At 47.1% G+C, this 20,461-nt stretch carries 18 protein-coding genes; 6 read left to right on the top strand and 12 right to left on the bottom strand.

Annotated elements, in window-relative coordinates:
* Positions 1-167 precede the first annotated feature (167 nt).
* A complete protein-coding gene (locus tag BVI01S_RS12000; protein ID WP_061810299.1) occupies positions 168-1,694 on the top strand; it encodes a BCCT family transporter in 1,527 nt (508 codons plus the stop codon).
* A gap of 50 nt (positions 1,695-1,744) precedes the next feature.
* Here BVI01S_RS12000 and BVI01S_RS11995 read toward each other — a convergent pair whose 3' ends face one another.
* From BVI01S_RS11995 to BVI01S_RS11965, 8 genes are all read right to left on the bottom strand, one after another.
* The gene (locus BVI01S_RS11995) at positions 1,745-1,945 is read right to left on the bottom strand and encodes a hypothetical protein (RefSeq protein ID WP_061810298.1); all 201 of its coding nucleotides are present in this window, start codon (positions 1,943-1,945) and stop codon (positions 1,745-1,747) included.
* A gap of 1 nt (position 1,946) precedes the next feature.
* A complete protein-coding gene (locus BVI01S_RS22535) occupies positions 1,947-2,093 on the bottom strand; it encodes a hypothetical protein (protein WP_156030069.1) in 147 nt (48 codons plus the stop codon).
* Between the two features lie 11 nt (positions 2,094-2,104).
* The gene (locus BVI01S_RS11990; RefSeq protein ID WP_034761100.1) at positions 2,105-2,299 is read right to left on the bottom strand and encodes a hypothetical protein; all 195 of its coding nucleotides are present in this window, start codon (positions 2,297-2,299) and stop codon (positions 2,105-2,107) included.
* A 100-nt stretch (positions 2,300-2,399) separates the two neighbouring features.
* Positions 2,400-4,364: a hypothetical protein gene (locus BVI01S_RS11985; RefSeq protein WP_061810297.1), complete on the bottom strand. Its 1,965-nt coding sequence runs from the start codon at positions 4,362-4,364 to the stop codon at positions 2,400-2,402.
* 57 nt (positions 4,365-4,421) lie between these two features.
* Positions 4,422-5,687, bottom strand: coding sequence for an ATP-grasp domain-containing protein (locus tag BVI01S_RS11980; protein WP_051758423.1), 1,266 nt, complete (start codon positions 5,685-5,687; stop codon positions 4,422-4,424).
* 183 nt (positions 5,688-5,870) lie between these two features.
* Positions 5,871-6,590, bottom strand: coding sequence for a YebC/PmpR family DNA-binding transcriptional regulator (locus BVI01S_RS11975; protein ID WP_034761095.1), 720 nt, complete (start codon positions 6,588-6,590; stop codon positions 5,871-5,873).
* Positions 6,591-6,732: 142 nt separating this feature from the next.
* Positions 6,733-8,244: a gluconokinase gene (gene gntK / locus BVI01S_RS11970; RefSeq protein WP_061810333.1), complete on the bottom strand. Its 1,512-nt coding sequence runs from the start codon at positions 8,242-8,244 to the stop codon at positions 6,733-6,735.
* A 90-nt stretch (positions 8,245-8,334) separates the two neighbouring features.
* Positions 8,335-9,678: a GntP family permease gene (locus BVI01S_RS11965; RefSeq protein WP_061810296.1), complete on the bottom strand. Its 1,344-nt coding sequence runs from the start codon at positions 9,676-9,678 to the stop codon at positions 8,335-8,337.
* 305 nt (positions 9,679-9,983) lie between these two features.
* Here BVI01S_RS11965 and BVI01S_RS11960 point away from each other — a divergent pair, with 305 nt between their 5' ends.
* Entirely contained in the window at positions 9,984-10,835 is an 852-nt protein-coding gene (locus BVI01S_RS11960; protein WP_061810295.1) for a MurR/RpiR family transcriptional regulator, read from the top strand.
* Between the two features lie 42 nt (positions 10,836-10,877).
* Here the strand turns inward: BVI01S_RS11960 and BVI01S_RS11955 are convergent, their stop codons facing one another.
* From BVI01S_RS11955 to BVI01S_RS11945, 3 genes are all read right to left on the bottom strand, one after another.
* Positions 10,878-12,200, bottom strand: coding sequence for an aspartate aminotransferase family protein (locus BVI01S_RS11955; protein ID WP_061810294.1), 1,323 nt, complete (start codon positions 12,198-12,200; stop codon positions 10,878-10,880).
* A 49-nt stretch (positions 12,201-12,249) separates the two neighbouring features.
* On the bottom strand, positions 12,250-13,635 hold the full coding sequence (locus tag BVI01S_RS11950; protein ID WP_061810293.1) for a YjiH family protein: 1,386 nt from the start codon (positions 13,633-13,635) through the stop codon (positions 12,250-12,252).
* A 74-nt stretch (positions 13,636-13,709) separates the two neighbouring features.
* Positions 13,710-15,089, bottom strand: a complete 1,380-nt coding sequence (locus tag BVI01S_RS11945; protein WP_061810332.1) for a sigma-54 interaction domain-containing protein — start codon at positions 15,087-15,089, stop codon at positions 13,710-13,712.
* A gap of 221 nt (positions 15,090-15,310) precedes the next feature.
* On the opposite strand from BVI01S_RS11945, the gene kynU reads away from it, so the two are divergent.
* The 3 genes from kynU (at position 15,311) to BVI01S_RS22750 (ending at position 17,489) form a co-directional block, all read left to right on the top strand.
* Positions 15,311-16,588: a kynureninase gene (gene kynU / locus BVI01S_RS11940; RefSeq protein ID WP_061810292.1), complete on the top strand. Its 1,278-nt coding sequence runs from the start codon at positions 15,311-15,313 to the stop codon at positions 16,586-16,588.
* Between the two features lie 21 nt (positions 16,589-16,609).
* On the top strand, positions 16,610-17,233 hold the full coding sequence (kynB, locus tag BVI01S_RS11935) for an arylformamidase (protein ID WP_061810291.1): 624 nt from the start codon (positions 16,610-16,612) through the stop codon (positions 17,231-17,233).
* A 115-nt stretch (positions 17,234-17,348) separates the two neighbouring features.
* Positions 17,349-17,489, top strand: coding sequence for a hypothetical protein (locus BVI01S_RS22750; protein WP_167562116.1), 141 nt, complete (start codon positions 17,349-17,351; stop codon positions 17,487-17,489).
* A gap of 108 nt (positions 17,490-17,597) precedes the next feature.
* On the opposite strand, the gene BVI01S_RS11930 is transcribed toward BVI01S_RS22750, so the two are convergent.
* Positions 17,598-19,847 (bottom strand): UvrD-helicase domain-containing protein, encoded by a 2,250-nt coding sequence (locus BVI01S_RS11930; RefSeq protein WP_061810290.1) that lies wholly within the window; start codon positions 19,845-19,847, stop codon positions 17,598-17,600.
* Between the two features lie 258 nt (positions 19,848-20,105).
* Between BVI01S_RS11930 and BVI01S_RS11925 the strand changes: the two genes are divergently transcribed.
* Positions 20,106-20,339, top strand: a complete 234-nt coding sequence (locus tag BVI01S_RS11925; protein WP_034761070.1) for a protein YuzH — start codon at positions 20,106-20,108, stop codon at positions 20,337-20,339.
* The last annotated feature ends 122 nt before the right edge of the window (positions 20,340-20,461 follow it).

Below are 20,461 nucleotides of genomic sequence, written 5' to 3'. Positions count from 1 at the left end.
TAGTATAGTTCTTTTTTCATCTTTAAGCAGATAGTATATTCCAAATTAAAACTGTGACAAAAATTGTCTTTACGAAATTCTTTTCGTTCCCTTTACAACTCTTTTCCACCTGTGAGATAGTAGGACCTTGTGTTTTTCAATGAAGTTTAAAGGAGCATTTATGTTATATGTCTAATAAGCATCACACATCCAAGATTGATTGGCCCGTATTTGCCATCAGTGGCGGATTACTCATTCTTTTCGTTGTCGCGGCTTTCATTCGTCTCGATCGCGTTACTGCCTTTGTTAACAAAGGCTTCGACTGGTCTTCGACATATTTCGGGGCCTTCTGGCAGGTGTTAATGCTGGTGCATTTCATCGTAGCTCTGTATCTGGCATTTTCCAAGTATGGAGGCGTCCGGTTAGGTTACATGGAGAAACCCGAGATCGGAACATTTAAATGGTTATCGATCATTATGGCTACCCTGCTTGCAGGGGGAGGCGTGTTCTGGGCTGCCGCAGAACCTATGTATCACTTTATGACGGTTCCACCGATGCACGAGGGAGTGGATCCCATGACCGCAGGCGCCATCATGCCGGCGTTGTCCCAAAGCTTCATGCACTGGGGTTTTCTTGCATGGGCCATCCTGGGTACATTAAGTGCCGTTGTCATGATGTACGGACATTATCACAGGGGGATGCCGATGAAACCCCGCACCCTTCTGTATCCCATTTTCGGGGAGAAGCTTAAAAACAGCGTCCTCGGGACCCTTATCGATGCTTTTGCCATCATTGCGGTCGCCGCAGGTACGATCGGACCGATCGGGTTCCTCGGTTTACAGGCAAGTTACGGCCTGTCTGCTCTCTTCGGGATCCCTGATCAATTTTCAACGCAGCTTGCGATCATTATCTGTTTAGTGATCGTCTCTACCACTTCGGCTGCGACCGGCCTGCATAAAGGGATCCAAATCTTGAGTAATTTCAATGTACGGTTGGCCCTCGGATTGATCCTATTCGTTCTGTTATTCGGTCCTGGAGGGTTCATCATTGATTCTTTCATTTCTTCATTCGGATTCTATGTGGATCACTTTATCCAGATCAGCACATTCCGATCGGATAAAAGCTGGCTGGGGAGCTGGACCGTGTTCTTCTGGGGATGGTTCATTGGGTATGGACCCATGATGGCTATACTTGTCAGCCGGATTTCGAGAGGCAGGACCATCCGACAGATCATTCTGGCCATTGCGATCATCGCTCCCATTGTCACTACCTTCTGGTTTACGGTTGTCGGTGGTTCAGGTATCTTTTATGAACTCCAGAATCCAGGAAGTGTGTCACAGGAATTAACGAGTGGTGGAATGCCTGCAGCAATGATTGCCATTACCAACCAGCTGCCACTTTCCGGGATTATTTCACCCCTCTTTTTATTATTGACGATCCTTTTCGTCGTCACGACAGGGGACTCCATGTCGTATACGATTGCCATGGCGGTTTCAGGTGAAGGTGACCCCAAAGTGTCTTTACGAGTGTTCTGGTCCATCCTGATGGGATCCATCGCCGCGATTCTTCTATATATAGGAGACGGCAGTGTCACTGCATTGCAGAACTTCATCGTTATCACTGCCGTTCCCGTCTCCCTTTTGTTGCTCCCCATGCTCTGGGTTGCACCGAAAGTGTCAAAGGAATTACTTGATGAGCAATCCCGCACGAAATAAAATCAAAGAAGCGTCCATCGATGGAGATGGGCGCTTCCTTATGTATTTCTTTATAACTCCTCATCCTCAAAAAACTGCTGTAATCTCTCTTCTTGCTCAGGACTCGCTTTTTCTGTCGCATAAGGATTATCTTTTACACCTTGTGTATCCAAATTTGTTTTGATGGCGAAAAATGGACCTTTTGGTTCCTCGGCAATGACACGGTCATTCAACTCGTTGAAGTCCGGCATATCTTTATTTCCTTTATCCATCTTATCTTGCCCCTTCCCGGCTTCTATCCGTATTTTTATAAGCGATCAAAACGATGTCATCTGCAGATTGCTGACAAAGTTCATTTTCCATACTCTTCACTTTATTCAAGGCATCTTCAGACAAATCCGCCACGGGATATTCTTTCATAGCCGACCCCCCTATCCATTCTCATTTGCTTGACCGATGACTTTCTCTGCAATGACGCCATTTCCTTCTTCAACCGCATGATGTTCTTCCAACGATTCTCCTGGAACGTACACCTGGCTTGGATTGCGTCGCCGGTCATTCATGGTGAATTCAGGATTCAATGGGGTGTCCATAAGTACATCTTCCGATTTCTTGTCGTTACTCATTTGTACCACCTCCACTATTTAGTATGGCTCACGCCAGAAGAATCATTCCAAGTAAAAAAGCGCCTGAGCAACGACCGTCGCTCAGGCGCCTTTCATCCTATTAAACCCATGTATAATCCTTTCCCCAGCTTTCCCTGGCAAGGACCTTGATTTCGTCGACTATTTCATTCTCAACCGCAAATGCATCCCCCTGCTCATACGGATTGTAGTGGAAGGCATAGAGCCGGGAGACGAACTCATGGAACGGAAGGGAGCATTCGCCTTCCAGTTCCCCGTTATCCATAACGGAAGGTTCGATTCCCTGTCCCCAATTCTGCGAACCGTCATTGTTCGGATTATAGAAATAAATCCGATACTCACCCCTAGGATCCTGTGTGATCCGGAGAATGGATACGGCGTGGAATCCAAGGAGCTTCCCGTGGACATTCGTGATGAAAATCCCTACCGGATTCGGATAGATCAATCCGTAATCATCATTGTATTCCGGATGATGAGTCGCATAAAACAGCCTGACAAAACCCGGATAGTCAGAAATAAGTCCAGTCAACGGATCGATGACCGTGCTGAAACCCTTCTGCACCCAATCTCCATAAAACTCGGGATTCACCCAACGATGTCCATCTTCCCCTCTGAGAGAAACCCTTCTCATCATTTCACTATAGATACGATCAAGATGCGGAACGAGAACAAGTGAAACCGGATCAAGCTCCTGATGAAGCTCAGGCGCCAGTCCCCCGCTCAAGTCCTTGGAATGAACGGGTGTACCTTCAAACATGATATCGATGTCCCCATCCCTTGCAGCCCTTGGGATCAGTTCAAGCAGATACCCGGGAGCATGCTGTGCCCACAGGCTGATCCCCCGCGCTGTTTGACAGGTTGGGTTCAGGCCTTGTCCGATGCCGATGGGCTGCCCGAGTACATTGATGACACCTGCCAGGAGCACGGAGTTTGCAGTAATGCCGTCTCCCGTTTTACATGAATTCAGAAGCGTCTTTCTCACTTCGGCCCTGATATCGAGTTCGATCAGTCTTTTGAGTCCCGGGGAGACAGGGGGATACGATAGAACCCCTCGTTCAAGCATGAGGGCAAGTCCGTATACGGATTGCTTCGTGGCCGGGTAGATCGCCACTTTCACAAGTTGAAATACAAGCTCCGCATTTTCATCCAGGTTCGCTTTCCCTTTATCATTCAACTGAAGGGCTGTCGGTACAAGCTCCGGAAACTTCCTGCATAAATATCTCAGAAGGATGGCGTGCTGCGGAGCCACCAATCCGGTATCACGCATGGACCCGGCAAAATGTACCGCCTCCTTCTCAAGCTCGCCTTGAGATAGTTCCAACAGCTTCTTGCGGTATTCTCCAGGTTTCACAATACTTTTACTCAACGGGGTCGGGCCTTCGATCGCCGATACGTATTTCTCCAACACCAGGCGTTCCGCTGCACTAAGATCGGAATGGAGCATTTTCTTAGCGGTCTCGATCATGGAAACGGTCCGTTTCACCATGATGGGACGCTGTGCCGTCAACCGTTCGATCTCTTTGATCAGCGTAGTGGTAAGGGCTTGATAAGACAATTTATCTGAAAGAAAATGAAACAGCTCCGTAGCCCTTTCACTCTGCTCACCACCTTCTATCCGCGCCGCTTCCGTCGCTTCGGGGAAAAGAAGGTTCAGGTTCAGCACCATTACTTCATTCAGGAAGTCCTGCGCCATCTCTGCCGTCACATCGGGATGTTCATATTGAGCCTCGGCAATGGAAAGCATCCTGAGCTCGCTCAGGATTTCAATAATCGAAGGCAGACCCTTTGCCTGCAAGGATCCCGCCACAAGAGGCGGTTGAAGCTTGGATGCCTTTTCCCATGGACCATCCTGGAATACCCCGGCTTTTTCAAAGCGGCTTGCACTTTGGTATAAAATGCCGAGCCCTTCGTCAGTGTCCAGTAATCGTTGAGCTTCCTGATAGACGTCCGTTTGATACATTGACTTCGCAAATGAAGCTGCACTTTCCAATTCATTCAGCGCCTGCAAAAATCGCTCTTCCAACTTGGAAGTTAATTCAAAAGCCATTTCAAAACTCCTTTATCAATCAGAATATCGGACAGGTTGTTCAGGCAAAAGCCCAGCCTAAATATAGAAATTAAATTGTTCGTACTCTTTTAAAAGGTCCCTCATCACTTCGCTGTCTTCCCCATAGAAGAAGATGGTCCCGTAATGGTTCCCGAACCCGATTCTCTGGGCCACTTTCCCCTGGGCCGGGCTGAACATATCATGTTTTTCGAAATACGGATGATTTTCAAGCTCGTCAGGCACCTCGAGCTTTTCTACATAATTGACATGAGGGTGAACCATTAAACACCCTGCATGGGCCTCGGCTTTCTCACCTGTCGAAGGGAAGAATTCTCTCAGCTCCTCTTCCGTTGTGTTCGGATCTCCACAAAGAATCTGTGCCTGGTACGCATTAAAACCATATGCCCGCTCAATCAAATCAAAGATATGACCCCCAGGCACCCTGGCCGCGACTTCACCGAAATGAAGTGTACCGTCGGACGTGATGAAATATTCTGGATGGATGACTCCGTATTCTATTTCAAATGCATCGATGAGCTGTTGAATGGCCTCCCGGATGACCGGACGCTTTTCTTCAAGTGTCGGGGAAGCAGGTACGAAATTCGAATAACCCAATCGCACGTATTCCGTTATATTTAAAAATTGGATCTTTCCTTTATGAATGAACGCTTCACACGAGAATTCCTGCCCGTCTAAATGACTTTCCATCAATAGAGGGAATTCCGACTCCGTGAGAGCATCGATATCTTCAGGGTTCTCGATTGCCCGGTGGCCGACCGATCCTGCTTTATCCAGCGGTTTGACGTGAATCGGATCATTCTTATCTCCTTCGACCTTCAATAAGGCTTCATTCACCCGTTTCAAGAAACGTCTCACGTCTTCCTTATCCCGTGCCTCTTCAAATACACCCACCTTGATTCCGGCGATTTGCGCTTTACGCTTCATCATCCCTTTATCCCTTAAGAGGAGAGAGCGATTAAAGACACGCGGTTCGCTGCGGAAACGGGAATTCAACGCGCCTGCCCACTCCACACACTCCTCGTATAGTGGGATTGCCACTTCAGCACCGAGTGACTTCAATTGTTTATAAAGATGATCTGAACCTTCATTCAAGCGGTCGAAGTCCCAGCCGATAAAAGCGATATCATGCTTCTCCGCATATGCTTCGAAATCAGGCGGTCCAACGACGACGAATGGTCTGTTAAGCTTGGTACATGCCTCGATCGCCGGCAGACTCCAGCCGATGAGTGCCGTTAGATATGGTTTGGTTTTATCCTTCACGCTCTGTTCTGCTTGCTGCCTTTCAAGTTGATCTAATCCCATAGTTTCCTCTCCCTCTTTCACGAATTTATTCAGATTCCCCCCCTAGCATAACAAAGCCCCTTATGATAATGAAGTATTATGCTGAATTTTCAGTCTTTTCGACAAATAAAGTGGTAATCTGACATAAACTACGACATAAAACAACCCCTGATGCCTCTGGCATCAGGGGTTGTCTCTACTCTATCATTCACCTAAATCAACGTTATGATATACCTGTTGAACATCTTCAAGGTCTTCAATCGCATCAATCATTTTCTCGAATTGAGCTTGATCGTCTTCAGAAAGTTCAACATCATTCTGAGCAAGCATCGTAAGCTCTGCCACTGTAAACTCAGTGATACCGGCACCTTTAAATGCTTCTTGAACAGCGTGGAATTGATCCGGCTCTGCATAAACGATCACGGAATCATCTTCTTCGATGATGTCACGAGCGTCCACGTCCGCTTCCATCAGGATTTCCATTACGTCTTCTTCAGATTTCCCTTCGATGCCGATGACGGCTGTCGCATCGAACATATACGCTACTGATCCACTCACACCCATATTCCCGCCATTCTTACCGAAAGCGGCACGAACCTCGGATGCTGTACGGTTGACATTGTTCGTCAAGGCATCCACGATGACCATGGATCCGTTCGGGCCGAAGCCTTCATAGCGCAATTCGTCATAATTTTCTTCTGAACCGCCCTTTGCCTTTTCGATGGCACGATCGACGATGTGTTTCGGTACACTATACGTTTTCGCACGCTCAAGAACGAATTTCAACGTCTGATTCAGTTCCGGATCCGGCTCTCCCTGTTTCGCTGCAACATAAATCTCGCGGCCGAATTTGGCATATATACGACTCGTATTGGCATCCTTAGACGCTTTCTTTTCTTTAATATTATTCCACTTACGTCCCATATCGTTTCACTCTCTTTCATTTATCTATGGATAGTTTCTGATTATAAAAGGTATATTCGTTTCTATTATACATGAAAAAGGCACCTTTTGGCTAAGTGATTCCCTTCCGTCCTGTTCTGAAAAAAAAGCCGACTCAGGTGAGTCAGCCTTTTTCCTGGTAAGCACTGATGGCTTCGTATTCTTCTTCCAGCAAGCGTGGAACCCGGATAAAAATCGGCATCAACCTTGTATAAGCTTCCGTCGCTTTCGGGTCTGGCTGATGGGAATGAACGGACCCTACCATTTTACTTACTGCTTCCAAAGAGTCGATCATTCCACTGCCGTACATCCCGAGTACGACGGCACCAAGGCATGAGCTTTCGAAGCTTTCCGGTACTTCCACTTCCTGATCGAACACGTCGGCAAGCATCTGGCGCCACAGCTCAGAGCGGGCAAATCCACCGGTTGCCTGCACCCGTTTCGGCGTACCGATCAATTCCTCCAGGGCAAGTAAAACACTGTACAAGTTCATGACGATTCCTTCAAGGACGGCACGGATCATATGCTCTTTTTTATGATGCATCCCCAGGCCGAAGAAAGAACCTCGTGCTTTTGCATTCCAAAGGGGAGCGCGTTCCCCGGCCATGTAAGGATGGAACAGGAGTCCTTCTGATCCCGGCTCTACTTTTGCCGCAATATCCGTTAGTACTTCATAGGGATCCTTCCCTAATCGTTTCGCCACTTCCACTTCACCGGAAGCAAGTTCGTCCCGGATCCATCTGAAGATCATTCCACCATTGTTCACGGGTCCGCCGATCACCCAGTGCTTATCCGTTAAGGCATAGCAGAAGATCCGTCCTTTTGGATCGGTCACCGGCCGGTCCGTCACGGCCCGGATCGCACCACTTGTTCCGATCGTCACGGCGACCACTCCCGGCTCGATGGCATTGACACCAAGATTTGATAGGACCCCGTCGCTTGCGCCGACAACAAATGGCGTATCGGCAGGTAAGCCCAGCATCTCTGTGTATTCAGACTTTAAACCAACCAGGCTTTCTGTTGTGGATACCGGAGTCGACAGCTGATCCTTCGAGACTCCGGCCACTTTCATGGCTTCCTCATCCCAAGCCAGGTTTTCCAGATGGAACATCCCCGTAGCAGAAGCAATGGAATAATCCACTACATACTTCCCAAACAAACGATGGAAAACGAATTCTTTAATCGAGATGAACTTTGCCGCTTTTCCGAACAATTCCGGCTTTTCGTCCTTCAGCCAGGCAAGCTTCACAAGGGGTGACATCGGATGGATCGGCGTACCGGTCCTTCTGTAAATCTCCATCCCGTTCATTTCTTTCTTGATTTTCTCCGCCCATGCAGCACTTCGGTTATCTGCCCATGTAATCGAAGGGGTCAATGGCTGGTCATTTTCATCCACAAGGATCAAGCTGTGCATGGCAGAACTGAACGACACAAATGAAATCGTTTCATTTGTACGTGAAGCCACGTCCTTGACGCACTTCAGGACTGCCTGAAAAATCTCTTCAGGATCCTGTTCAGCCGTCCCGGGGGTTGGTGTATGTAAGGGATATTCGATCCCGTGGCGCTCGATCGCTTTTCCTTCTTTATTAAATAGTACGGCTTTTGTACTGGTGGTCCCGATATCGACACCGATCATGAATTCTGACATCTTCGTTCCTCCTAAATAAATAGAGAAAAGGAAGAAGCGACATGGCTCTTCCCTCTTCTGCTATTATTCTATCCTATTTTAGCTAATGAATATCCCTAAAATGAACGCAACGGCAAATCCTACAAAACCGATGAGGGTTTCCATCACTGTCCAAGATTTTAACGTATCTTTTACATCTAATCCAAAGTAACGGTTCACGAGCCAGAAACCACTATCGTTTACATGGGAGAAGACTGTCGCTCCTGAAGCGATGGCAATAACCATCAAACCAAGAACGGGACCTTGCATACCAAGGGTTTCGATCAGCGGGCTCATCAATCCTGCAGCTGTTACCATGGAAACAGTCGCCGATCCTTGAGCGACACGAACGACCATGGCGATCAAGAAGGCAAGGGCGATCGGTGGCAGGCTTGAACCAGCCATCATATTTCCTAATACTTCCCCAACACCGGAGTCGATCAATACTTGTTTGAATACTCCACCGGCACCCGTTACAAGGATGATGATCCCTGCAGGCTCAAGTGCTTTCGTTGCAATGTCCTGAACTTCCTGGCGGGAATATCCGCGCTTTGTTCCTAATAGAACGAACGTCAATAATGTGGCGATTGTTAAAGCTACGAATGGATGCCCCAAGAAAGTCAGGATGGAACGAATCATGTTTCCTTCATCCAGGAGAACACCCGAAAGCGTATTCAATAGAATCAATACTAATGGAATCGAGATAAGAGAAGCAATCAGAGCGAAACTTGGAAGCTCTTTATCGTACTCTATTTCTTCTGCCTGCATATAGTCAGGAACCACTGCGTGAATTCGTTTTGAAATCCATTTTGCAAAAAGTGGACCAGCGATGATCATGGATGGAACACCGGCAATCGCACCAAACAGGATGACCCATCCAAGGTCCGCCCCGATCAAGTCAGCAACCGCGATCGGTCCCGGAGTCGGTGGGATGAAGCTGTGTGTGACGGCAAGACCTGCAAGCAATGGAATTCCATAGTACAGGAGTGACTTGCCTGTTTTTCTGGCCAATCCGTATACAATCGGTACAAGAATGATGAATCCTACATCAAAGAATACGGGAATGGCAACGAGGAAACCTGTGATCCCAAGGGACCATTGTGCCTTATCTTCCCCAAATTTGTTAATCAAGGTCTGAGCCAGTCGTTCCGCTCCCCCTGATACTTCGAGCATGCGTCCGAACATCGCACCTAAACCAACGACAACGGCGACAAATCCGAGGGTTCCGCCCATACCGCTCTGTATAGATGCCACTACTTCCTGCAGCGGCATGCCGGCCGCGATCCCTACGATTAAACTTACTAATAATAGGGCAACAAAAGCGTGAAGCTTTGTTTTAATAACTAAAAATAATAAAAGAAAAATTCCGGCCAGTGCCACTAAAATGAGCATTTGATCTGACATTGTGTATCCCTGCCTTTCTTTCCTCACGGCAGCCCTGCTGCCAAATTTTTTATACTACTTGATCCTGCTCATATGTTCCCGACGGGCAAGTAAAGCGTTTGCAAAACACTCTATGTAACTATGAATCTCCCATTTCAGTATGAGAGCTTCCAATTCGAGAGAACAAAATGAGCAGGAAAATTATTTTCTGTCTATCTCTATTATAAAAAATATTTTTCTTTTTGCAACCGTTTACAGAAATTATTTTTATTTTTCTACAAATCTTGTATAATGAAACTATGAAAACCCTTACAGGAGTGGTGTCAATGAGTCAACATCAACATTGTTTAGCAAGCATCCGTTCTCACTATCCTCAATTCAGTGTGACGGAGAAAAAAATCGCCGACTATATACTGGAAAACCCGAACGAGATCATCCATTCCACGATCAACGGTCTGGCAGAAGATTTGGGAGTGGCCGACTCTACTGTCTTTCGCTTTTGTAAACGAATCGGCTTTAAAGGCTATCAGGCGATGAAGATCGCCCTTGCCTCTGAAATCGTGACCGGACTTAAGGACATTCACGAACGCATCGATGAAGGCGACACGGCACAAACGATCGCCACAAAAGTATTTAAATCCAATATCAAAACGATCGAAGACACGTTGATGGTGGTGGATGAGAAAAAGCTGATGAAAGCCGTGGATATGATGACGAGCGCCCGTTCCATCGAGTTCTTCGGAAGCGGCGGATCCGGTGTCATCGCCCTCGATGCTTACCATAAATTCATCCGGACCGGTCTGCGCGTGCATGCGGCAAGTGACAGTCACATTCAGCTGATGACCGCTTCCCAGATGACGAGGGACGATTGCGCCGTGTTCATCTCCCATTCAGGATCGACGAAGGATATTCTTCAGCTTCTCGACATTGTGAAAGAAACCGGGGCAAAGACCATCTGCATCACCAATTTCGCCAAGTCCCCATTAAGCCAGAGGGTCGACACCCCCCTCTTCACCGTTTCAGAGGAAACCGACTACCGTTCAGAAGCTCTTTCGTCCCGCATTGCTCAGTTAACATTGATTGATGCTCTCTATGTGAACTTAATGATGAGAAGGGAAACAGAAGGAAAGGATGCCCTCCGGAAGATGAGGAAGGCCATTTCGGTTAAAAGGCTATAAAAAAAGGTTGATCAGTTCTGAACTGATCAACCTTTTTTTATTTTAATCCAGATGACTCATAAGTGATGCCTCATACTCCGTCACCGCTTCGTCCAGCATGTGAAGACCGGCGTCGATCTGCTCTTTTGTCACCGTAAGGGGTGGAATCATCCGGATCACTTCGGAGTGATTTCCGCACAGATAAAATAAAACCCCTTTTTCAAGCGCCCGATCAAGGATATCCATCAAGCCTTCCTGATTCGGTTTACGCGTCTTCGGATGGACGATTTCAATCCCGATCATCAATCCCACCGCCCGGATGCTGCCGATCACAGGATGTTTCTCTTTCAACATCTCGAGCCTTGAAACGGCGTATGCCCCCATTGTCTTCGTATTATCAAGGAGTCTTTCCTCCTTCATGACTTCCAGGGTGGCAAGACCGACAGAGCAAGCAATCGGGTTCCCGCCGAACGTCGTGCCATGGCTTCCAAGGGGCCACTGCTTCATCAGCTTATTGGACGCCACCGTCGCGCTCAGGGGAAGGCCCGACGCAATTCCTTTCGCGATTGCCATGATATCCGGCGTCACATCGAAGGTTTGTGCCGCAAACCAATTACCCGTACGTCCGAAGCCCGTTTGGACTTCATCGAAAATCAGTAATATATCATGCCGGTCACAAATCTCCCTTACCTTCTTGAGCCAGGCTTTCGGAGGGACGATATATCCCCCTTCCCCCAGCACCGGTTCTAAAATGACACACGCCACTTCTTCAGGAGTGACCTGGTGATCAAAAAGCGTTTCAAAATCCTTTTCAAGCTTACTGACAACATAGCGGGATGAATCCTCTCCTTCCGGACACTCCCGTTCATTCGCATACGGAATCTGATACGTCAAACCCGAAGGCTGCATGAACTTCCGATACTTACTCTTTGAAGTCGTGACACTGAGTGCACCCAATGAACGGCCATGAAAACACCCCGTAAAGGATATGACATAAGGGCGCTTCGTTACATATTTAGCAAGCTTGATCGCCCCTTCGATCGCTTCCGTCCCGCTGTTGGCAAAGAAGAAACTATCAAGGTCACCCGGAAGGATCTCCGCCAGTTCATCAGCCAGGCGAAGGATCGATTCATACATGATGACACCGGAAGGACCGTGCATCAGACCGTCCGCTGCATCCTTTATCGCCCGGACGATTTTCGGATGACGATGGCCCACATTTGTCACGGCGATGCCAGAGGTGAAGTCAAGATACTTCCTTCCGTCAAGCCCATAGTAGTAGCACCCTTCTTCTTTCACTACCGGTAAATTCGGATGATCCTTTGCCATGCTCGGTGCCAGACGATCCGGCATCCGCTCGATGAGCTGTTCAAACGTTCGTTCCATTTCAGTACCCCCAGATATTCTTATAGTATAATGCTAGATTGTCGTGGTTTTACATAAAGAAAAAATGAGCCAGTAATGCGACGATTGGCAGTGTGATGATGGTTCGTTGGATGAAAATGATGAATAGATCCAGGAAGCTGATGGGAATCTTGGATTTGATCAGCAGGATCCCGATTTCAGACATGTAGATTAATTGAGTCAAAGACATGGCCGCGATCACAAATCTCGTTAACTCACTTTCGATCCCGCTACCCACCACTGCAGGGAGGAACATATCGGCAAACCCGACGATCATCGCAGGGGCAGCATCCGCAGCCTGCGGGATTTGCAATAGTTCAAGGAGTGGGACGACCGGGTAAGCCAGCACATCAAACACCGGTGTGTATTCTGCCACGACTAAAGCAAGCGTTCCAAGGGCCATGACGAGTGGAATGAGTCCGAACCAGATATCAAATACGTTTTGCAGTCCTTTTTTGGTCACTTCACCGACACTTTTCACTTCAGATGCTTTTTCCACGGCTTTTTCGAAGCCCCATTGAAGACGGGAAACATCTTCAGGTACCGTTTCAGAGATTTGCATGCCAACGGGCTCATAGTATGTGTCTTTTTTTCTGGAAAGTGGCGGGATGCGCGGGCAAATCACCGCGGCTGCGATCCCGGCAATGACGACGGTTCCGTATAATTGCACAAACATGGATTCCAAGCCTATGAAACTGACGATGACGAGACTGAAAGCGATGGAAGCAACAGAGAAGTTGGTTGCAATGACCGCAGCTTCCCGTTTAGTGTAGTAGCCTTCTTCAAATTGTTTCGTGGTAATGAGGACCCCGACGGTCCCACTCCCCATCCAGGAAGCCAGGGCATCAATGGAAGACCGACCCGGCAGCTGGAATAAAGGCTTCATGATCTTCTGCAGCAGGGTCCCGAAGAAATCCATCAGTCCAAAGTCCAGTAAGAGGGGCATCAATAAACCCGCAAACAAGAACCAGGTTGTCAAAACAGGGACCAACGAATACAGGACCGTCCCGCCTGTATAGTCGGAAATGATCCATTCCGGTCCGATTCCGTTTACGGTCATGATGGCAAAGACTGAACCGATGACACGGATGGCGATCCAGAACGTACCTACATCGAACAGCCCTTTTAAAAATGGCTGGGTGACGATCCACTTAGGTTGAAGAAGCTTTGTATGAATGGCCATGAGAGCGGATATCCCAAAAATGATCGTCATGAATAATGGCAATACTCCTTCTAATATCCCTTGAAAATAAGAAGCAAAGATCCCGACCCCGATGGTCATGTTCCCTTCGTACGTCACAGGGACCAAAAACAGCAATACTCCTATTAAGGAAGGAATGATAAACTTCATTGCTTCCTTGGCTGATCTCCCGGACCGGGTTTGTAACTGACTGACATTCTGTTTTCCAACCTCCATTGTCAAACACCCCTTTGAAATGATTCATTTATCCTTCTACTCACCAAAGAACTTGCAAGTATCATGCCAACATTTCATCCAATACTGTATTTTTTCATTTTTCTGACAACCGAAGGCTGACTGATCCCAAGATTTTGAGCCATTACAGTCGTCGTTTTATACTGCTGCCTCGCTTTCTTCAGCACCTGCTCTTCAACCGCTTCCAGGATGTCCTTTAATGATTGTCCTTCACGGTCAAACCCTGACAGATCCCCACTATGCTTTATGTATCGCCCCGGCAGGTTTTCCATTTCAATGAGCTGCCTCGAAGATGTGACAATCAGCCTCTCGATCAGATTCATCAACTCCCTGACATTCCCTTTCCAATCCTGAATGAGAAGCTGATGGATCACCCCTCCATCCAAGGTCCTCCGGCGCTGATATTTTTCACAAAAATAGCCCACAAAGTAATCGATCATCGTAATAATATCCGATGTCCGTTCCCTTAAAGGCGGGATGGTTATGGGAACGACATTCAGGCGAAAGAATAGATCCTGCCTGAATTCCCTGTTCTCCACGGCCATCTCCAAATCCCTGTTCGTCGCTGCCAGGACCCGAAAGTCCACCTTCCTTTGCTTTGTACCACCGACCCGGTAAAATTGTTTCTCTTGGATGAATTTCAAGATTTTCACTTGATTGGGTTGAGACAGTTCCCCGATTTCATCAAGAAACAGGGTACCGCCTTCTGCAAGTTCAGCCAATCCTACCTTCCCCTTGCGATCAGCCCCGGTGAACGAGCCGGGTTCATAACCGAAGAACTCAGCTTCAAATAAGGATTCCGGTATGGCACCGCAATTGACCTCAATGAAAGGACCCCCTTTTCTTTGACTTTTATTATGGATGAATTTCGCAATGTGGGACTTGCCTACACCGGATTCCCCCAGCAACAGGACGTTCACATCCACTTCTGCCACCTGCAGGGCAATCTGGAGAACCCTCTTCATCTCATCGCTTGTGGCAATGATCCCTTCCGAATAATAATGACGGCTCCTGAGGATTTCGAGTTCACTTTTCACCCTTTCCATCTCATCTTCCATGTCCTCTAAGTATTTCTTCATATTCAATAATTCCGTGACGTCATGTGAATAGCTGACGACCCGCACAAGCTCACCATTTTCATGAAAAACCGGGATCCCTGTAACCAAGAGCTTCTTTCCATCTTGACTTGTCTGAACCAGGGTGATTTTCTTTTTTTCCTTTAAAACCAATGGAGTCAAAATCGGCGTGAAGATTCCTTCTCTCTCAAGATCATAGACGGATTTCCCTACCATATCCTCTGACTTCACATTATAAATACCACCAGTCGCCTCACTGACTTTTAAAATGATGCCATCTGTATTCGTGACTAAAATATCGTCCTGCAATGAGTGCAGGATCGCTTCATTTTCATTCCAACTTTTTTTCGTCTCACTCACGTTGGTCACCCCTTTCACCTTCTCCGGATTATTCAATTATGAATAATTCCACTGAATTTTATTATATTAATTCATTTATACCAGACTATTTTGACTTTTTATACATTTTTGAATAATTTATTTAAGAATGCATAAAAACCCACTCTCTTATAAAACAATTATTTTACTATTCAAATCATTTCGATTATCATTTTGGTAAGACTGTGAAAGGTGGGAAAAGGATGACACACGCATTAACGTTGGAACAAGCCAAAGAGATGGATAGACAGGATACGCTTGCCCATTTCCGAAAGGAATTCTACATAAAGGAAGATCATTATTATATGGATGGGAACTCCCTGGGCCTACTATCGAAGCGAGCCGAGGAATCGCTTTTGACCTCATTGAATGATTGGAAGGAACATGGCATCGATGGCTGGATGGACGGGCAGGAGCCGTGGTTCTACTATTCTGAGAAGCTTGGAGAAATGACGGCTCCTTTAGTGGGTGCAGAAAAGGAAGAAGTCATCGTGACGGGGTCCATCACGACGAATCTTCATCAGTTACTGGCCACCTTCTATCAACCTCAGGGAAAACGAACGAGGATCCTGGCAGATGAACTGACTTTCCCGTCGGATATTTACGCGGTTCAAAGTCAGCTTGAATTAAAGGGTTATTCCCCTGACGAGCATCTGGTACAGGTGGAAAGCAGGGATGGGTTTACCCTGAGGGAGGAAGATATCATTCATCAAATGACTGATGAAATTGCCCTTATCCTCCTACCGTCAGTCCTATATCGAAGCGGGCAGCTCCTGGATATCAAACGTTTGACGGATGAAGCCCACAAACGGGGCATTGTCATCGGATTCGACCTCGCCCATTCGATCGGAGCCCTTCCTCATCAGCTGCACGAAGACGGTGTGGACTTTGCCGTGTGGTGCAATTACAAATACTTGAACAGCGGACCGGGTGGTGTCGGGGGATTATTCGTTCACAACCGCCACAGAGGGAAAAAGCCCGGTCTTTCCGGCTGGTTCAGTTCACGGAAGGATGCACAGTTCGATATGGATCATACGCTTACTCATGCTGATTCAGCCGGTGCTTTCCAAATCGGGACCCCCCATATTTTGAGCAGCGCCCCCCTCCTCGGCTCCCTTCAACTGTTTGAAGAAGCAGGGATCGAGAATCTGAGACGGAAATCCCTTTCTCTTACAAGATTCATGATGGAAGTCTTCCAGCAGGAGCTTAACGGCTATGGATTCACCATCTGCAACCCCCTTGAAGATGAATGCCGGGGCGGACATATCAGTCTGCAGCATGAGGAAGCGGCGAGGATCTGTAAAGCCTTGAAAGCAAACAGGGTGACACCTGATTTCCGGGCACCCAATGTGATCCGCCTGGCACCTGTGGCTCTTTATTCGTCGTACGAAGATGTATGGGAAACGATTCATATTTTGAAAAACATCATGGAACAAGAAGAATACAAGCAGTTTGAAAATACACGGAACGTGGTCGCTTAACACAGAAAGGAGGAGGCAATCATGAAAATCATCGATATTTCAAGACCCCTGCATAATGAAACCCCTGTTTGGCCGGGAGACACGCCTTTTTCCTTTTCCTTGAACTGGACGAAGGAAGAATCGGGATCCGTCAATGTCGGCCAGCTGACCATGAGCTCCCATACCGGGACCCATGTGGATGCCCCCTTCCACTTCGACAGTGACGGGAACCGGATCCTCGATATGGCCCCAGAACGTTTTATGGGACCGGCCATCGTGGTTTCGTTGGAAGGCGAGCCTGAAATCAGTCCTGAACGATTAATGAAGCTCGACTTGACTGATATCAAAAAAGTTCTGTTTAAAACCAATGCCTGGAGTGATCCAAACCGATTCCCCGGGCACATTCCCCCTGTCACGAAAGAACTTGCCCCTTTTTTAAAGGGAAAGGGCATTGATCTGATCGGGGTGGATCTTCCCTCTGTTGACCCTTTGGACAGCAAGGAATTGCACGCCCATCACTCACTGCGGGAACATGACATCGGAATCCTCGAAGGGATCGATCTTACCCATATAACTCCTGGGATATACGAGCTTGTAGCCCTTCCCCTTCCTCTTAAAGAAGGAGACGGATCCCCGGTTCGTGCCGTTTTGATTGACCGGACGTAAAATATTCGTGAACCTTTTTTGTCCTTTGGTTCGAATATATCTCCACTCCTTTTTCATAGACTGATAGTAGAAGGCTGCAATCATATAGCGATAGCTATAAAAAGGAGTGGGGTTTATGATGGGAATCACCATCACCATCGGTTTTATCGCGATACTTGGAATCATCATGGGAATTCTTATTTATTTTTTAAGACAGGCCTTGGATTCGAATGATTCGAAGAAGGTTGATTCACGAGATGACCATTTTTCACAGTAAGGGTCCGGTTTACTGATGTTCTCTTGTATGTGAAGCATGTCATAGAACGCTCAATAAACCGCAAAAAAGCCCCGGCGTCCTTCATTTTCCAGGACGCCGGGGCTTTTTTTATTCGATTATGTCCTTTTCTCCCAGTTTCATAGAGCTAGAACAAAGGGGACACACCTTGGATTCGGTATCTTCATGGGTTTCGGGCCTCTGCCAGGCAATGCACTCAGAGCTTGTGCACACCCAGGCAAGAATCTTACTCACCTTTCCGCTTCTTGCTTTTTTAGATGGCTTCGGCTCAGCGTGTGGCGTCTGCTTAAATAAATCCGCTATAAAGCGCGAGCACTTGCGCTGTTCGCCTTGATAATAGGCCGGGGAAGAAATGAACAATCTCTCTTTTGCCCTCGTGATGGCTACATAAGCAAGGCGCCTTTCTTCTTCCACTGCACCCGAAGTCTTCTCTTTTTGGCTCGGGTCCTTGTACACCTTATCCTCGAGCTTATTGGCATTGAGAGCTGAACTGTGGGGAAGGTTCCCTTCGATGGCCCCGATTAAAAACACAACGGGAAACTCAAGGCCCTTTGACCGGTGAATCGTCATGAGGGACACACTGTCCGTATCCCTGCTTCCCCTTTGATTCGAATAGATTTCCTCATATTTCGCCTTCATCTCATCAATAAAGGTAATGAAGCTTGAAATCGTATCAAAGCGCTTTGCCGAGCCTTCAAGCTCGTCCAGCATTTCTTTAATGAGCTCCTTCTGCTCCGTCACGACGTGAGATTCCTGGGCGTCGATGTACTGGTGATAGAATTCCTTCCGGATACGCCTGATGGCACTTTCTGGTGACTGGTCACCGATCGCCTTCAGGAACTTCATCCGTTCTTTCACATTCTTCACCTGGAAAGGCTTCAACCCGGATAAAGTCGTTAAGTGAATGAGGGGATACTTCTTCCGCTCCTTCTGTTCTTCTTCCAGGATGTGAGCCATTCCCCGGTCTCTTCGGATGAAAAGGGTGGGCAGCAGCGATTCCATGGCTGCGAAATTTCGTGGGACGATCGACAATCGCAAGTAATCCACCACGGGCTTCACAGTCCAGTTATCATAGAAAAGGGAATCCTTCTGATTGTATGGTGTGAAAGGAATCTCCTTTAACAGGAGCTGCTCAAAGACGGCACGCCCACTGCTCATGGTACGGTGGAGAATCGTCATATCTCCATAACCGTAGCCTTCATCTCGTAATCTCTGAATCTCTTCAGTGATCCAGACGGCTTCTTCATCGGCTGTGGCGGGTCTTGAATAGAGAGGCTTCAGTCCCTCCACTTTTGTAGCAATCAGCTCTTTTTTACGCCGGTGTTCATTCCGCCCGATGACTTCATTCCCGAGTCCGATGATATAAGCGTCAGACCGGTAATTTTCTTTTAAGGTCACGACTTTGGCATCGGGAAACTCCTCATCAAAATCCAAAATGAATTCGTTCCGGGCGCCGTTAAAGGTGTAAATCGTTTGATCATCATCCCCGACCACGAACAGATTACGATGAGCCGCAATCAATTTGATCAATTCATATTGAACCAGATTCGTATCCTGGAATTCATCAACCATCACATACTGGAAACGGTGCTGAAGGGAAGTCAGGAGATTCGGATTTCCCAATAGTAATTGATAGGCCTCTGTCAAAATATCATCAAAATCCATTTTATGATTCATGCGCTTCCACTCTTCATATTTTAAGAGGATGCTTCGCACTTCTTTTTCTGACTTGGACTTCTCGGGGAGCTCCCGTATATCTTTCTGATTCAGCTTATAATGAGAAAGTTTGGCAAGGAGCGTCTCAGCGTCATAAGGATCATATATATTCATTTCTCTCTGGATCTGTTTCAAAATAATTTGTTTATAGCGCTCGTTCCCGATCACTTCCTGTGTATAATGACGGGATCTGAGCAAGTAAAGGAACAGGGCATGAAACGTGCTGGCATGTACCTGTCCACCATGTTCTGCTCCCGGAAGCCTTGAAATCCGCTGCTTCATCTCTTCCGATGCTTTCTTGGTAAATGTGACAAGCAAAATATTTCTTGGCTGAATGTCTTTCACGGCCATCAAGTAGCCTGCACGACAGACGAGCACCGTCGTTTTTCCCGTTCCTGCACCGGCAAGGGTCAAGCATGGTCCTTTCACATGACGGACCGCTTCAATCTGAGCCGCATTCAGATGAATGCCCGCTTCCTCCATCGTCCGAAAGAAAAAAGCATCCTCGTCATGGGAGGATATCAGCTGCTTCGTGGTTTCCCCCTTATGGAGCGGAGCCACGGGGATCTCCTTCTTATCTGCTTCATATGGATAAATGGAATAGTTGGATACTACTTTATTCAAAGCTCATTCTCCTAGCTTTTCTTTCGATTCATAACCTTCTCATCATAACAAGAGCCCTCCGTGAATAGCAATGACAATCTCAGGACGAAACAGATGCACGACTGGAGATGTAAATACTGTTAAACGATTGTTTAATCCCCCGAACCCTAGTAGAATAAATGTTTTGAAACACTAAACAAACGTTTGTTTAAATCAGATATGCTCCCAGAGGATTAATATATTGAAAGAAAAGGTAATAGAACAATAGGTGATAAAACAATGAAACTGACAAAATGGGGCTACACCCGCTTCAACAGCATAAAAGCAGAATTCGACCACTTCCCCCACTCCCTCGTCATCCTGAGGAAAATCAGAAACTACTACTTCATCAACAAAATCCACTGGTCCCACCTCGACCCCGTCGTCGAAACCCATCACCTAGAACAAATGGAACTCCTGGTGAACAGGGAAATGGACCTGGAAGAGAATTACCTTAATAGAAGATTGGATTAATCAAATGGGCTCCTATTTGGAAATTTTTTTTTAAGAAATTATGTTCAAAACTTTTGTAAAAGTGTTTTAACTATCCTCATGCCAATAATTGATTAATAGGGTGGAAGCACAGAGTGGATTGA

The organism is Rossellomorea vietnamensis NBRC 101237, assembly GCF_001591825.1.
Classification (GTDB): domain Bacteria; phylum Bacillota; class Bacilli; order Bacillales; family Bacillaceae_B; genus Rossellomorea; species Rossellomorea vietnamensis.
The sequence above is the reverse complement of the archived record's forward strand: the minus strand, read 5'-3'. Positions and strand labels throughout refer to the sequence as shown.

Bases quoted from the DNA above. Each gene is read 5' to 3' on its own strand.
- BVI01S_RS12000 (WP_061810299.1), top strand. From the start codon at position 168: ATGTCTAATAAGCATCACACATCCAAGATTGATTGGCCCGTATTTGCC.
- BVI01S_RS11995 (WP_061810298.1), bottom strand. From the start codon at position 1,945: ATGGATAAAGGAAATAAAGATATGCCGGACTTCAACGAGTTGAATGAC.
- BVI01S_RS22535 (WP_156030069.1), bottom strand. From the start codon at position 2,093: ATGAAAGAATATCCCGTGGCGGATTTGTCTGAAGATGCCTTGAATAAA.
- BVI01S_RS11990 (WP_034761100.1), bottom strand. From the start codon at position 2,299: ATGAGTAACGACAAGAAATCGGAAGATGTACTTATGGACACCCCATTG.
- BVI01S_RS11985 (WP_061810297.1), bottom strand. From the start codon at position 4,364: ATGGCTTTTGAATTAACTTCCAAGTTGGAAGAGCGATTTTTGCAGGCG.
- BVI01S_RS11980 (WP_051758423.1), bottom strand. From the start codon at position 5,687: ATGGGATTAGATCAACTTGAAAGGCAGCAAGCAGAACAGAGCGTGAAG.
- BVI01S_RS11975 (WP_034761095.1), bottom strand. From the start codon at position 6,590: ATGGGACGTAAGTGGAATAATATTAAAGAAAAGAAAGCGTCTAAGGAT.
- gntK (WP_061810333.1), bottom strand. From the start codon at position 8,244: ATGATCGGTGTCGATATCGGGACCACCAGTACAAAAGCCGTACTATTT.
- BVI01S_RS11965 (WP_061810296.1), bottom strand. From the start codon at position 9,678: ATGTCAGATCAAATGCTCATTTTAGTGGCACTGGCCGGAATTTTTCTT.
- BVI01S_RS11960 (WP_061810295.1), top strand. From the start codon at position 9,984: ATGAGTCAACATCAACATTGTTTAGCAAGCATCCGTTCTCACTATCCT.
- BVI01S_RS11955 (WP_061810294.1), bottom strand. From the start codon at position 12,200: ATGGAACGAACGTTTGAACAGCTCATCGAGCGGATGCCGGATCGTCTG.
- BVI01S_RS11950 (WP_061810293.1), bottom strand. From the start codon at position 13,635: ATGGAGGTTGGAAAACAGAATGTCAGTCAGTTACAAACCCGGTCCGGG.
- kynU (WP_061810292.1), top strand. From the start codon at position 15,311: ATGACACACGCATTAACGTTGGAACAAGCCAAAGAGATGGATAGACAG.
- kynB (WP_061810291.1), top strand. From the start codon at position 16,610: ATGAAAATCATCGATATTTCAAGACCCCTGCATAATGAAACCCCTGTT.
- BVI01S_RS22750 (WP_167562116.1), top strand. From the start codon at position 17,349: ATGATGGGAATCACCATCACCATCGGTTTTATCGCGATACTTGGAATC.
- BVI01S_RS11925 (WP_034761070.1), top strand. From the start codon at position 20,106: ATGAAACTGACAAAATGGGGCTACACCCGCTTCAACAGCATAAAAGCA.